The organism is Streptomyces sp. NPDC088810, from assembly GCF_044750305.1.
Lineage (GTDB): Bacteria > Actinomycetota > Actinomycetes > Streptomycetales > Streptomycetaceae > Streptomyces.
This window is the reverse complement of record NZ_JBIVJQ010000003.1, coordinates 75,094-88,791: the sequence shown is the minus strand read 5'-3', so window position 1 is coordinate 88,791 and position 13,698 is coordinate 75,094. Positions and strand designations below refer to the sequence as shown.

Below are 13,698 nucleotides of genomic sequence, written 5' to 3'. Positions count from 1 at the left end.
GCTCAGGCGGTGACGCCCAGCCCCTCCAGGACGACCGCGCCGGGCAGTTCGGCGAGGGCCTTGCCGGGCACCAGCAGCTTGCCGCGCCGGCGTCCGCTGCCGACCAGGACGTAGGGCAGGTCGACGACGGCGGAGTCCACCAGGACCGGCCAGCCGGTGGGCAGTCCGAGCGGGGTGATGCCGCCGTACTCCATGCCGGTCTCGCCGGTCGCCGTCTCCATCGAGGCGAACGAGGCCTTGCGGGCGCCCAGCTGACGGCGGACGGCCCCGTTGACGTCGACCCGGGTGGTGGACGGCACCACGCAGGCGGCCAGGGTGGTCTCGCCGGCCCGCTTGCCCGCGACCACCACGCAGTTCGCCGACCGCTCCAGCAGGTCCCGGCCGTAGTGCTCCACGAAGACGGCCGTGTCGGCCCACTGCGGCTCGGTGTCGACGTACAGGATCCGGTCGGCCGGGACCGCGCCCTGCCAGTGGCGTACGGCGTCGGCGACCGGGGCGGTCAGCTCGTCCAGGCAGTCCGGGGCGGGGGCGGCGGTGTCGAAGTCTCCGATGGGTGCGCGCATGGCCGCACGCTAGCAAGGGCCGCCCGCCCACCGTACCGGTGTCTCAGGGCACGGGCGGCACGGAGACGGCCATCACCATCTCCATCGGCTCCTCGCCCCGATTGCCGTAGCGGTGCGGGACGTTGGCCTCGAAGGACACGCTCGCGCCGGCCGGGACGCGGTACTCCTCGCCCTCCACGGTGAGCGTCAGCTCGCCGGCGGTGACGTGGACCAGTTCGATGGTGCCGCCGGGGTGCGGCTCGGAGGGGCTGCTCTCCCCCGGCATCAGCCGCCAGTCCCACATCTCCAGCGGTCCGGGCGCCTCGGTGCCGGCGAGCAGCCGGTTGTAGCTGCCGGCCTCGGTGTGCCAGAGCCGTACGGCGCGTTCGGCGGGGACCACGCGGACCTTGGGGCCCTGCTCGTAGTCGAGGAGGGTGGTGATGCTGACGCCGAGGGCGTCGCCGATCTTGACGACCGTGCCGATGCTGGGGTTGGTGCGGGCCTGTTCGATCTGGATGAGCATGCCGCGGCTGACACCGGCCCGGGCGGCGAGCACGTCCAGCGTGAAGCCGCGCACCGAGCGCCAGTGCCTGACGTTGCGCGCCAGGGACTGGGTCAGGAGTTCGAGGTCCGACACGTTGCGTCCAATATCCGGGAAGTTCAATATTTTTAATGGCGTAGTTCAATGAGCTGAACTACGGTGAGGTGCACCTGAGCGTTCACCGAACTGTACTGCGAGGCCGGCCGTGACAGCATTCTTCGCCCTGACCACCAGCCTGCTGTGGGGTCTGGCCGACTTCGGCGGCGGGCTGCTGACACGGCGCACCCCGGCGCTGACGGTCGTGGTCGTCTCGCAGGCGGTCGCAGCGGCCGTCCTGGGCGCGATCGTGCTCGCCACCGGCGGCTGGAGCGAGGCCGGGCCCCGGCTGTGGTTCGCGTTCGCGGCGGGCCTCGTCGGACCGGTGGCCCTCCTCTCCTTCTACAAGGCGCTCGCGCTCGGCCCCATGGGCGTGGTCTCGCCGCTCGCCACCCTGAGCGTCGCCGTCCCCGTCGGCGTCGGTCTCGTCCTCGGCGAGCGGCCCGGACTGCTCCAGGTCGCGGGCATCGCGGTCGCCGTCACCGGGGTCGTCCTCGCCGGCGGCCCGCAGCTGCGGGGCGCGGCCGTGCAGCGGCGCGCAGTGCTGCTCACGCTGGTCGCGGCACTCGGCTTCGGGACGGTGTTCGCGCTGATCGCGGAGGCCTCGACCGATGTGACCGGCCTGTTCCTCGCGCTGTTCGTGCAGCGGCTGACGAACGTCGCGGTGGGCGGGGCCGCGCTCGCCGTCTCCGTCCGGCGCGGCGCTGCCGCCCTGCCGGACGGCGGCTTCCCGTGGGCCTCGCTGCCCGCGCTGGCCTTCGTCGGACTGGCCGACGTGGCGGCCAACGGCACCTACGCGATCGCCGCCCGCAGCGGTCCGGTCACCGTCGCGGCCGTACTCGCCTCGCTGTATCCGGTGGTGACCGCGCTGGCCGCGCGCGGCTTCCTGCGCGAGCGGCTGCGGGCGATCCAGGCGGCGGGGGCCGGGCTGGCCCTGCTCGGCACGCTGCTGCTGGCGACCGGCTGAACCGGCCCGCGTCAGCCCTCGGGCTCCAGCGCGGCCAGCCGCGCCACCGCCTCCTCGTCCAGGTCCGCCAGCGCCCGCAACTGCCCCGGCGTCATGCCGTCCGGTATCGGTACCGGGGCGGGCGTCCGCAGCGGCGGCTGCCAGCCGTCCTCGGCCGTCCAGCGCCGTACGACCCTGGCGGGCGCCCCCGCCACCACCGCGTGGTCGGGCACCGTGCCCCGGACCACCGCGCCGGCCGCCACGACCACGTTCCGGCCGATCCGCGCGCCCGGCAGGATCACGGCGCCGGTGCCGATCCAGCAGCCCGGGCCGATCTCGACCGGCTCCATCCGCGGCCACTGCCGGCCGATGGGCTCGTGCGGGTCGTCGTAGGAGTGGTTGGTGGAGGTGACGTAGACGTACGGGCCGAAGTAGCAGTCGCTGCCGATGGTGACCGTCGTGTCCGCGATGACGTGGCTGCCGCGGCCGAGGACCACACCGTCGCCGATGCGCAGGATCGGGTCCGGGCCGAGGTCCAGGCCGGGCATCAGGCCGGCGGTGAGGGTGACCTGCTCGGCGATGATGCAGTGGGAGCCGAGCCGGATCCAGGGTTCGCCGAAGACCGTGCCGAGCGGGAAGGCCAGCCGGGTGGCTTCGCCGATCGCGCCGAACCGCAGGCCCGCCGGGTGGTCGGCCGTGACGGATCCGTTGCGCTGGACCCAGGACCAGGCAGCGTGTACGGCTCGCTGGGCCAGGCCCTGTCGCCACAATGAGAACGTGTTCTTGCGCTTCGGCACGGGGTCACGTTACTCACCGGTCGCCTCCGGCGCAGAGGGCGGGCTGCTGTGATCTTTGCCCCACCCGGTGTCGTACGGTGCCCTGTACGGCCGACACGAGGAGACGGTGATGACGCACAAGGCGCTGATCGTGGGTATCGGGGGCAAGGAGCCGCGGGTCGATCCGGAGGCGTTCGTGGCCCCTACGGCATCCGTGATCGGGGACGTCACGCTGCACGCGGGGGCCAGTGTCTGGTACGGGGCGGTCGTGCGCGGGGACGTCGAGAAGATCACCGTGGGGGCGCAGGCCAATGTGCAGGACAACGTCACCCTGCACGCCGACCCCGGGTTTCCGGTGACCGTCGGGGAGCGGGTGTCCATCGGGCACAACGCGGTGGTGCACGGGGCGACCGTGGAGGACGACTGCCTCATCGGGATGGGGGCGACCGTGCTGAACGGGGCGGTGATCGGAGCGGGGTCGCTGGTCGCGGCTCAGGCCCTGGTGCCGCAGGGGATGGTGGTGCCGCCCGGGTCCTTGGTGGCGGGGGTGCCGGCGAAGGTGAAGAGGCCCCTGTCCGAGGAGGAGCGGGGAGGGGTGACCCTCAACGGCACGCTCTATGCCGAGTTGGCGAAGGCGCATCGCGGGGTGCATGAGTAGGTTCGCCGGCGGGTGCGGGCCCGCGGGTTGATCGCGCAGTTCCCCGCGCCCCTTCCGGGGTGCTTCAGTCCCCCGCGCTCACAGGTTCCGCTTCTCGGTGGTCCGGCTGGGCCTTCTTCGCCTTGCGCTTGAGGATCAGCATCGAGGCCAGGCCGATCAGGACCGCCACCGCCAGGCCCACGTACGAGAAGCGCTTCAGCCAGTCCTCGGCGACGATGCCGACGTAGTAGATGACGGCCGTGGTGCCGCCGGCCCAGCAGATGCCGCCGAGGACGTTGGCGATCAGGAACTTCCAGTACGGCATGTGGAGGACGCCCGCGAGGGGGCCGGCGAAGATGCGCAGGAGGGCGACGAAGCGGCCGAAGAAGACCGCCCACATGCCCCACTTCTCGAAGGAGCGCTCGGCGGTGGCCACATGGCCCGCGCTGAAGTGGCGCGGGAACTTCCTGCCGAGCCAGGCCAGCAGCGGGCGTCCGCCCTTGCGGCCGATGGCATAGCCGATGGAGTCGCCGATCACCGCACCGGCGGTCGCGCAGATGCCGAGGACGACCGGGTTGACGCCCGAGTGCTGGGAGGACATCAGCGCCGCGGAGACCAGGATGATCTCGCCCGGCAGCGGGATGCCCAGGCTCTCCAGACCGATCACCAGGGCCACCACGGCGTAGACGGCAACCGCCGGCACCGAGTCGAGCAAATCCTGGACGTGCACCGCCGGTTCCTCCCCTGTCGCTGTCGTGCCCTGCGGCCTGCCGGGCCGCCGGGTGTAAAGCGCGTCCCAAGGGAAGGCTACCTGGTCGGCACCGAACGGCCGCCCGCGCTGTCACTCCTTGCGCGCCACCAAGCGGTATGCGTTGGCCAGGCCCAGGCGGTGGGACAGCGGTCGTACCGCGAACCGGTCGAGAAGGGTCGCGGTGAGGAGCGCGGGGATGCCGGCCAGAAGGAGGGCGGTACGAGCGGCCCGGCGCAGCGGGCCGGGGCGTGCCGGGAGCCAGGGTGCGTCCTCGGGCGGGGCGGTGTGGTCGAGCGCGAGCCAGACGGCGGCGAGCAGGTCGACCGGGTCGTGCGCCTCGGCGTGCTGTTCCGCGACCACCGTGAACCCGAGGTCGGCGAGCCGGCGGCGCAGGTTGGCGACCGGCATGAAGTGCAGGTGCTGCGGCTGGAGCCAGGGCAGCCACCAGCGGCCGAGGAGCCGGGCGTAGCGGCTCTCCGGGTCCGGTACCTCGATCAGGAGGTGGCCGCCGGGGCGTACGGCCTCGTGGGCGGCGCGGAGCTCGCGGTCGGGGTCGGCACTGTGCTCCAGGTAGTGGAACATGCTCACCACGTCGTAGCGGGCGGCGAGGTCGGGGGCCAGGTCGGGGAAGGAACCGCGGTAGGCGTGGTCCACGCGGCCCTCGCGTGCGGCGACTTCGACGCCGTCCGTGAAGTCGAGGCCGTCGAAGGCCGTGCCGGGCAGGACGGTGCGGGCGGTCGCACAGAAGTGGCCGTGGCCGGTGCCGACGTCCAGCCAGGTCTTCGGCGCGGGATCGTGCGGCAGCATCGCCTCGGCGCGGCCCCGGTACATCGCCGTACGCCCGCCGAAGGTGCCGCTCATCCGCTGCTCGCCGAGGCCGTCGTAGAAGTCCCGGTAGTAGAACTCCAACCCCTCGGCCGTCAGCTGAGGGTTCTGGAAGACATGGCCGCAGTCGGCACAGCGGTCCAGCGTGAAGCGGCCCGGCTTGTGCTGGAGCAGGTCGGTGGTACGCAGGCGGGGAGTGAGCCGCCCGGAGGAGCACCAGGGACAGGTGGCACGCCGGGGCGCGAGGAACCGGCCGACACCGGCGTCGAGGTCGGCCCGGTAGGCGGGACGCAGGGCGGCGATCCGGGCGGTCCTGCCGCCGGCGTCCGGCACGGGTGCACCGACCTCGCGGGCACGAGCGCCTCGAGCACCGGTCTCTTGGACGCCGGCCTCCTGGGCACCGGTTTCCTGGGCACCGGTTTCCTGGGCACCGGTTTCCTGGGCACCGGTTTCCTGGGCACCGGTCTCTCGGCCGTCAGCCTTTCGGGCGCGGGTCTCCCGGGCGTCGATGTCCAGGCCGCCGGTCTCTCGGCCGCCGGCCCTTCGGGCACCGATGTCTCGGCCGCCGATCCCTCGGGCATCGGTGTCTCTGGCGGCGGCCCTTCGGGCACCGGCCCCTCCGCCGTCAGCCTTTCGGGCGCGGGTCTCTCGGACGTCGGTGTCTCCGGGGTCGGCCCCTCGGCCGCCGGTCTCTCGGCCGTCAGCCTTTCGGGCGCGGGTCTCCCGGGCGCGGGTCTCTAGGGCGTCGATGTCCAGGCCGCCGGTCTCCCGGCCGCCGGCCCTTCGGGCACCGATGTCTCGGCCGCCGATCCCTCGGGCATCGGTGTCTCCGGTGTCGGCCCTTCGGGCACCGGTCTCTCGGGCGCCGGTCTCAGGGCCGCTGGTCTCGCGGGCATCGGCCCTTCGGGGGTCGGGCTCTGGGCCGTCGACCTCTCGCGCACCGATGTCTCGGCCGCCTCCCCTTCGGGCATCGGTGTCTCCGGTGTCGGCCCTTGGGGCGCCGGTCTCTCGGGCGCCGGTCTCAGGGCCGCTGGTCTCGCGGGCATCGGCCCTTCGGGGGTCGGGCTCTGGGCCGTCGGCCTCTCGCGCACCGATGTCTCGGCCGCCTCCCCTTCGGGCATCGGTGTCTGCGGTGTCGGCCCTTCGGGCACCGGCCCCTCGGGCGCCGGTCTCTCGGGCGCCGGTCTCTCGGGCATCGATGCCTCGGCCGTCGCCCTCTCCAGCACCGATGTCTCGGCCGCCGATCCCCCGGGCATCGGTGTCTGCGGTGTCGGCCCTTCGGGCGCCGGTCTCAGGGCCGCTGGTCTCGTGGGCATCGGCCGTTCGGGGGTCGGGCTCTGGGCCGTCGGGCTCTCGGGCTCCGATGGCTCGGGCATCGGGTCCTCGGGGGTCGGGCTCTTGGTCGTCGGTCCTTCGGGGGCCGGTGCCTTGGCGCTCGGGATCTCGTGCGTCGGTCATCGGGTCTCCGCTGCCAGTTGTTCGAGGTGGGCCGCCGCGGCCGGTGCGCCGCCTGCCGCGCGGAACGCGGCGCTGATCCGGGCGGCGGCGGCCCGGTGGGCGGAGTCGTGCAGGACGGTGTCGAAGGCCTCGCCCAGCCGGGCCGCGGTGACCCGGCCGAAGCGGACCCGGACGCCCGCGCCGGAGTCCACGACCTGCCCCGCCACCACCGGCTGGTCGTCCCGGATGGGCGCGACGACGAGCGGGACGCCGTGCCACAGGGCCTCGCAGACGGTGTTGTGGCCCGCGTGGCAGACGACGGCGTCCATCCGTTCCAGCAAGGGGAGTTGGGGAACGGACGGCAGGGTCACAACGTCCTTGTCGTCCGGTGCCACGGGCAGCGTGCCGGCCGGGTCGGCGATCACCGCCTGGATCCGGTCGGCGCGGTCCCGCAGCGCGGCCAGGCACGTGGCGAGGAAGCGGCCGCCGGCGTCGGCGTTGGCCGTGCCGAGGGTCACCAGGACCTTGGCCCGGCCGTGGTCCAGCCGTTCCCAGGGGAAGTCCGGTCCCGCCGGGCGGCCGGCGAGCGAGGGTCCGACGTAGTGGACGTGCGGGGCCAACGGCGCCTGGGGCCCGACGAGTTCCGGAGTGCTGAACACCAGCAGCAGATGGGGTGAGGAGCGCGGGTCGGCGGTGCCGGCGGGGTCGCCGATGCGGGCGCGCAGCTCGGCCAGGCGCTGCCGGAGCCAGTCGGCGACCTTGGGCAGCCCGTCGTAGGCGCCGCTGAACTCCGCGGACGTGGTCGCCGAGGTGGCCCAGGGCAGTCCGAGGCGCTCGGCCACCAGGGCGCCGGCGAACGCCTGCTGGTCGGCGACGACCACGTCGGGACGGAACCCGGCGACGGCCGCGCGGACCCCCGGTGCCATCGCGTCGGCGAGCGGCAGCAGATACCACTCCCACAGGAACCGCAACGCCTCCGCGCCCCGCAGGTCCGGCGGCCGTACGGCGCCCGGGGCGCCCGGCACCGGTCCCGCGCACCCGAACACCGCGGCGTCCGCGCCCGCGAGCCGCCGCACCAGCGCGGGGTCGGCACACGCCCAGGCCACCCGGTGGCCGCGCGCGCCGAGCCGGGCGGCGACACCGACGGCGGGGTTGATGTGCCCGGTCAGCGGCGGGACGACGAAGAGGAACCCGCTCACCGGACCCCCGCCCCCGCCGCGACCAGGCCGAGGATGTGCGCGCCGACCGTACCGGGCGCCTCGACCAGGACCGAGTGCTCGTGCCCGGGCAGCACGACCGCCCGGAAGTCCGTCAGCAGCCGCCGCTGCACCGGCACCAGCTCCGCCAGGTCCGAGTCGCCGCCGTACACCCCGAGGACCGGGCAGCGTACGGCGCTGATCTCGGCCTCGGTGAGCACCCGGCTGGCGGGGATGTCCCGGCCGAGGGTGGTCTCGCGGGCCAGCCGGGCCGCGCCCCTGGCGAGGCGGGCGGTGTTGTGGCCGCGGTGGGCGGTGATCCAGGCGATCGCGTCGGGCTCGTTGTACGCGAGTTCGGTCACCACCCGGCGCAGGATGCCGCCGAGTTTCGCGGCCCAGGCGGCCGTCGCCGGCTCGGACTCGATCAGGGTCAGGCTGGCCACGCGGCCGGGGTGGCGGGCCGCGTAGCCGAAGGCGATGGTGCCGCCGTAGGAGTTGCCGACGAGGTGCACGGGCCCGGTCACGGCCAGCCGGCCGAGGAGCGCCTCCAGGTCGTCGATGTTGTGGTCGAGGGTGTAGCCGTGCGGCGGGCGCTCGCTGCGGCCGTGGCCGCGCAGGTCGTACATGACGACGTCGAGTCCGGCCGCCGCGAACGCGGGTGCCACGGTGAAGTAGTAGCTGGCCAGGCTGTCGGTGAGCAGTCCGTGCACCAGGACGACGGTGGGGTGCGGGGTGCGGCCGTCCGTGGGGCCGGTCCGCTGGACGTGCAGCCGGATGCCGCCGGCGTCGACCATCGCCATGGCTCAGCCCGCCCGGGTGGCGTTCAGGCTCCCCACCACGTGGTCCACGAGCCGGCCGACGGTCAGCTCGATGATCTCGTCGAACTCCATGCCGGCCAGGAACTCGGCGAGGTTGACCCGCTGTCCGTACCGCTCCTCCAGCAGGCCGGCCAGGGTGACGAGGTCGATGCTCTCCAGTTCCAGGTCGCGGTTGAAGGTGGTGGACATGCCGATCACCACGTCGTCGTCGCCGTACTCCGCCAGGACCGTGCGGAGCATGCCGGTGACGTCGGCGAGCACGGTGTCGGCGGTGGGCTGCACGGGGGCCGGCTGGGTGGGGTTCATCGGGGGTACTCCTCGGCTGCTGAGTCGGCGGGTGCGTCAGCTGGTGCGTCGGGGGGTCCGGCGTGCGGCCGGCCGGGGGGTCCGTCGTCGGCTCCGGGTCCGGTCGTCCAGGCCACCACGTAGGCGCGCCGGGGCAGGGCGGGCGGGTTGGCCGCCGGGGCGCAGTGCACGGTGTAGGCGCGTTCCAGGCGGCCGGAGACGAGGAGCCGGCTGCCGTCCGGGGCGGCCTCCAGCACGGCGAAGTCCCGGGGGCGGCCGCCGAATCCGACGCCCTCGGCCTTGGCGACCGCCTCCTTGGCGGCCCAGAACCGGGTGAACCACACGGCCTGCGCATCGCCGCCGTCCGCGCACCGGGCCCGCAGGAGGCGCAGTTCGGCCGGGCCGAGCGCGGTGGTCAGGGTCTCCGGGTCGCGGTCGGCGACCTCTTCGATGTCGATGCCGGGGCCGGGCTGCGGGCGGTGCGGCCGTACGATCGCCACGGCGGCCTCGGCCCGGTGGGCGAGCGAGACGTCCAGCGGGGGCAGCTCGCGGCCGTGCACACCGGTGACGTACGGGCGGCCGAGTCCGTCGTTGCCGACCCGCAGCTCCGCCGGGAAGACCGGCCCCTCGCCCTGCTGCCAGAGCCAGTGCCGTACGGCGTCCTTGGCCGCGATCCGGCCGAGCAGCCACTGCCGGCGCCCGCGCGGCGGGCGCTCGGCGTACTCGGCACGCTCCGCGCCGCCCAGCGAGTTGCGCATGATCAGCTCGCGGGAGGCGAGGTCCGGCCACCGCTCGTGCACCAGCACCCAGCCGCCGGGGAGGGCCGTGGAGAGGGTGTGGCGTTCGGGGAAGCGTTCGACGGGCCGGGTCGTGGGGTCGTTGTCGAAGCGGCGGTCCTGCCAGCCGGCCAGCCGGGCCCAGACCCGGCCGCCGACGGTCAGCTCCGCGTCCGCCTCCAGCACGGTGTCCGTGAGCGAGGTGATCCGCAGCACGCAGTGGACCTCGGTGCCGGGCTGCGGGTGCGGTCCGTGGAACCGTGCCTGGCCCAGCTGCACCGGGAAGACGACGGTCCGCTCGGTGCGGGTCGCCATGATCCAGTAGCCGAGCAGCTGGCCCACGTTGTCGAGCAGGGCGCCGGGGGCCTCGGGCGTGGTGATCACTCCGCGGATGTGCCGCTCGCCGAGCGCGGTCAGCTCGGTCAGGCCCTGGAAACGCGGTCCGTGGAACATCCAGCGGTCGCGGTAGAGCTGGGCTGCGGTGTGGTCGGGGACGCGCTCGGGGCCGGCCGGGAGGGGGCCGGGTGGGGGCGCTGCGGGGTGGCGCGGGGCGAGTTCGACCACGGCGCGGGCGGTGGGGCCGAAGGTGACGGTGACCCGGTCGTCCGGGCGGTCGGGGTCCGGTGCGACGGTGACCGGGACGTCGACGGGGGGTACGGCGGTGAGCCAGCGGTCGAACCGGGCGCCGTGCACGGCGACGGCGCGCAGGCCGGGGGCCGCCGCCTCCGCCGCGTCCATCATGTGCCGCACGATCGTGGTCGCCGGCACGACCGGCCACCGGTCCTCCGGATCCGGCCAGCCGGGGCGCTGCGGGAAGAAGCAGTGGTCGAGGAGGTGGGGCATGGTCCGGGGGGAGATGTGGAGGGTTGTGGTGGTGGGGGGTGTGGTTGCCGCCGTGGGGGCGGTGGGCGTCGTAGGGCGTCTCGTGGCTGTGGGGGTGCTGGTCGTTGCCGGGCGTCTGGCGGGTGCGGGCGGCCGGCCTCCGGGCCGGTGGCTCGCGGCGATCAGTTCCGCCGCGGTGCCGGCGGTGTCGCGCAGGAGGGCGGTGAGTTCGGCGGCGACCGGGTGGTGGGCGGCGAGGGCGTCGAGGGCGGGGGCGCCGGAGGGTGCCGGGTGCGCGGACTGCCCTGTGTGCGGCGTCGGGCGCAGCTGGGCGCGCAGGGCCTCGCGGGTCGGGCCGTCCAGGGACACCAGGGCGCTGCCGAGGTCGAGGCGGACCGGCGGCCGGGTGACGGCCGGGCGGGCCGGCGGGGTCCGAGGCGGTGCGTACGGCGCCACGGCCGCCCCGGCCGTCCACAGCGCGGTGGCCACGCGCCGGAGCTGGGCCAGGCCGCTGTGGTGGGGCGAGTTGGCGGCGACGGCCAGGTGGTCGCGGTCGCCGAGGGTGTCGCCGATAAGGGAGGGCAGCCGGCCGGGGCCGGTCTGCACGAAGACGCGGTGGCCGGCGGCGTACAGGGCCTCGGTCAGCTCGCGGAAGCGGACGGGTTCCAGCAGGTGCCGTACGAACAGTTCGCGGACCGCCGGCTCGTCCCGCGGGAAGGGTGCCGCGGTCGTCCCCGACCACACCGGCACGGTCGGCGGGTGCAGCCGGAAGCGGTCGGCGGCCTCCTTGATGGGCGCCAGGTACGGTTCGAGCATCGGCGTGTGGAAGCCGGACCGGAACGGCAGCACCTGGCAGAGCACACCCTCGGCGCGCAGCGCCCGCGCGAACTCCGCCACCGCCGGGCCGGGGCCGCAGACCATGGACTGGCGGGGCGCGTTGTCGTGGGAGAGCACGATCCCGGAGTCCGCCCAGGTGCCGGCGAGCGCGGCCCGGACGTGGTCCGCGGAGGTGCCGACGGCGGCGAAGGCGAGGCCGGGGACGGTGACCGAGTCCGGGTCGAACCCGGCCATGAACGCGTCCACCTGGGCCGCCGAGTAGAGCCCGGCCGCGGCCATGGCCGTCCATTCGCCGACGCTGTGCCCGGCGACCGCGTCCGGTACGACGCCCATGCGGCGCAGGGCCTGGTCCAGCAGGCGGCCCACGCCGACGACACCGACGCCGTGCCGGCCGATGTCGCCGACCTGGACGTCCGGGCCGGCGCCGGCGACCGGGGGCAGACCGAAGTGGGCGGCGATGTCGTCGGTGCGGGGCGTGAAGTCGGCCTCCAGGCCGGGGAAGACGAACGCGACCTTGCCGCCGGCGCGGCCGAGCAGCGGTCCGGGGCGGAACCACACGTCGCCGCGGCCGTGCCAGGCACGGCCCTTGGCGACCGCACGCCGGGCCAGGGCCAGCCGTTTGGCGGTCGGATCCACCACCCCGAGCCGGACCGGCCCGGCGTCGCCGTGCGGCCGTGCGGGATCGAGCCCGGCGCCGAGCACGACCGCGTCTTCGGCACCGAGAAGCGCGACGAGACCGTCCGCATCACCGGCCGAGAGCAGGAGAACGCGCTCGGGCTCGGTGACACGGGCGGGGCGTCGCCGGGCCGCGGTGACGGGAGTCGGGTCGGCCCCGGGCACCGGCGCGTCGGCCTCCGCACCGGGAGCTGCACCCGTTCCGGTGACGGGCTTCGCGTCGGCCCCGGGCGCAGGCGTGGCACCCGCCCCGGCCCCACGCGCTGCTCCCCTCCCGCCGCCCCCGCCCCGCACGGCCCCGTGACGTCCGCCCCTCGCCTCCTCCAGCACCACGTGCGCGTTGATCCCCCCGAACCCGAACGCGTTCACCGCGGCCCGGCGGACGCGGTGGGGGCCGTCGGTCTCCCAGGGCCGGGCCCGCTCCAGGGTGTGGAAGCGGGTGGCGGCGAGGGCGGGGTGGGGGTCGTCGCAGTGGAGGGTGGGCAGGAGGGTGCGGTGGTGGAGGGCGAGCGCGGCCTTGACCAGGCCGGCCACTCCCGCCGCCGGCATGGTGTGGCCGATCATCGACTTCACCGAGCCGAGCACCGGCCGGCCGGCGTCCCCCATGCCCTCCGTGTCCGGTCCGAAGACCTCGGACAGCGTGGCGAGTTCGGCCGCGTCCCCGGCCGGCGTGGCGGTGCCGTGCGCCTCCAGCAGGCCGATCGAGTCCGGTGCGGCGGGGTCGAGTCCGGCGGCCCGCCAGGCCTGGCGCACGGCGCGGGTCTGCCCGCCCGGGTCGGGGGTGACGAGCCCCGCCGTACGGCCGTCGCCGGCGACGCCCGTGCCGCGGATCACGGCGTACACGCGGTCGCCGTCGCGTTCGGCGTCGGCGAGCCGTTTCAGTACGACGACGCCGGTGCCCTCGCCGATGAGGATGCCGTCGGCGTCGCGGTGGAAGGGGCGGATGCGTTCCGTCGGGGACAGGGCGCGCAGCTGGGAGAAGACGCTCCACAGGGTGATGTCGTGGCAGTGGTGCACTCCCCCGGCCAGCATCAGGTCGCAGCGGCCGGTGGTGAGCGCGGTGACCGCCTGGTCGACGGCGACCAGGGAGGAGGCGCAGGCCGCGTCCACGGTGTAGGCGGGGCCGCGCAGGTCGAGGCGGTTGGCGATGCGGGAGGCGGCGAGGTTGGGGACCAGGCCGATCGCGGCGTCGGGGCTGTCGGGGCCGAGCCGTTCGGTGAACGCCGCCCTGATCCGGTCGAGTTGGCCGGGCTCCAGGCCGGGTAGCAACTCGCTCAATGTACGCGCGAGTTGGTGGGCGGTGCGGACCCGCTGGTCCAGCCGGGCGAGGCCGGGGGTGAGATAGCCGCCGCGGCCGAGGACGACGCCGATCCGGTGCCGGTCGGGCAGCCGTTCGGTGCCGCCGGCGTCGGCGAGCGCGGCGGCGGCCACGTCGAGGGCGATCAGCTGGTCGGGTTCGGTGCCGGCGACCGACGCGGGCATGATGCCGTAGCGGGTGACCTCGACCTCGGGCGGGCCGGCCACGAATCCGCCGCGCCGGCAGTACACCTGGCCGGCGACGGCCGGTCCGTCGGCCGCGCCGGGCCGGTAGTAGTCGGCGTCCCAGCGGTCGGCGGGGACCTCGGTGATGGCGTCGGCGCCGTCCCGCAGGTTGCGCCAGTAGGCGTCCAGGTCGCGGGCGCCGGGCAGCAACACCGCCATCCCGACCACGGCGACGGCTGTTTGACGTCCGGTCATG

General features: G+C 74.9%; 12 protein-coding genes. 3 read left to right on the top strand and 9 right to left on the bottom strand.

What is annotated here, in order from left to right; genetic code table 11:
- Positions 1-2: 2 nt before the first annotated feature.
- A complete protein-coding gene (locus ACIP4Y_RS11205) occupies positions 3-563 on the bottom strand; it encodes a YbaK/EbsC family protein (protein WP_358643902.1) in 561 nt (186 codons plus the stop codon).
- A gap of 43 nt (positions 564-606) precedes the next feature.
- Positions 607-1,179, bottom strand: a complete 573-nt coding sequence (locus tag ACIP4Y_RS11200) for an XRE family transcriptional regulator (protein ID WP_358643904.1) — start codon at positions 1,177-1,179, stop codon at positions 607-609.
- 109 nt (positions 1,180-1,288) lie between these two features.
- Here ACIP4Y_RS11200 and ACIP4Y_RS11195 point away from each other — a divergent pair, with 109 nt between their 5' ends.
- Entirely contained in the window at positions 1,289-2,146 is an 858-nt protein-coding gene (locus tag ACIP4Y_RS11195; RefSeq protein WP_401390886.1) for an EamA family transporter, read from the top strand.
- Between the two features lie 11 nt (positions 2,147-2,157).
- Here the strand turns inward: ACIP4Y_RS11195 and ACIP4Y_RS11190 are convergent, their stop codons facing one another.
- A complete protein-coding gene (locus ACIP4Y_RS11190; protein ID WP_401390884.1) occupies positions 2,158-2,922 on the bottom strand; it encodes an acyltransferase in 765 nt (254 codons plus the stop codon).
- A 109-nt stretch (positions 2,923-3,031) separates the two neighbouring features.
- Between ACIP4Y_RS11190 and ACIP4Y_RS11185 the strand changes: the two genes are divergently transcribed.
- Positions 3,032-3,559 (top strand): gamma carbonic anhydrase family protein, encoded by a 528-nt coding sequence (locus ACIP4Y_RS11185; RefSeq protein WP_358643910.1) that lies wholly within the window; start codon positions 3,032-3,034, stop codon positions 3,557-3,559.
- Between the two features lie 64 nt (positions 3,560-3,623).
- Here the strand turns inward: ACIP4Y_RS11185 and ACIP4Y_RS11180 are convergent, their stop codons facing one another.
- Both ACIP4Y_RS11180 and ACIP4Y_RS11175 read right to left on the bottom strand, forming a co-directional pair.
- Positions 3,624-4,268, bottom strand: coding sequence for a DedA family protein (locus ACIP4Y_RS11180; RefSeq protein ID WP_401390880.1), 645 nt, complete (start codon positions 4,266-4,268; stop codon positions 3,624-3,626).
- A gap of 111 nt (positions 4,269-4,379) precedes the next feature.
- Positions 4,380-5,447 (bottom strand): class I SAM-dependent methyltransferase, encoded by a 1,068-nt coding sequence (locus tag ACIP4Y_RS11175; RefSeq protein WP_401390877.1) that lies wholly within the window; start codon positions 5,445-5,447, stop codon positions 4,380-4,382.
- Positions 5,448-5,492: 45 nt separating this feature from the next.
- Here ACIP4Y_RS11175 and ACIP4Y_RS11170 point away from each other — a divergent pair, with 45 nt between their 5' ends.
- Positions 5,493-5,855 (top strand): hypothetical protein, encoded by a 363-nt coding sequence (locus ACIP4Y_RS11170; RefSeq protein ID WP_401390874.1) that lies wholly within the window; start codon positions 5,493-5,495, stop codon positions 5,853-5,855.
- Positions 5,856-6,568: 713 nt separating this feature from the next.
- Here ACIP4Y_RS11170 and ACIP4Y_RS11165 read toward each other — a convergent pair.
- From ACIP4Y_RS11165 to ACIP4Y_RS11150, 4 genes are read right to left on the bottom strand one after another with little or no spacing between them, the layout of a single operon-like run.
- Positions 6,569-7,750: a glycosyltransferase gene (locus ACIP4Y_RS11165; protein WP_401390871.1), complete on the bottom strand. Its 1,182-nt coding sequence runs from the start codon at positions 7,748-7,750 to the stop codon at positions 6,569-6,571.
- On the bottom strand, positions 7,747-8,547 hold the full coding sequence (locus ACIP4Y_RS11160) for an alpha/beta fold hydrolase (protein WP_401390868.1): 801 nt from the start codon (positions 8,545-8,547) through the stop codon (positions 7,747-7,749). Before ACIP4Y_RS11160 ends, ACIP4Y_RS11165 begins: the two co-directional genes overlap by 4 nt.
- Before the next feature lie 3 nt (positions 8,548-8,550).
- On the bottom strand, positions 8,551-8,871 hold the full coding sequence (locus tag ACIP4Y_RS11155; RefSeq protein ID WP_401390865.1) for an acyl carrier protein: 321 nt from the start codon (positions 8,869-8,871) through the stop codon (positions 8,551-8,553).
- Positions 8,868-13,697, bottom strand: coding sequence for a beta-ketoacyl synthase N-terminal-like domain-containing protein (locus tag ACIP4Y_RS11150; RefSeq protein WP_401390862.1), 4,830 nt, complete (start codon positions 13,695-13,697; stop codon positions 8,868-8,870). Before ACIP4Y_RS11150 ends, ACIP4Y_RS11155 begins: the two co-directional genes overlap by 4 nt.
- Position 13,698 lies beyond the last annotated feature (1 nt).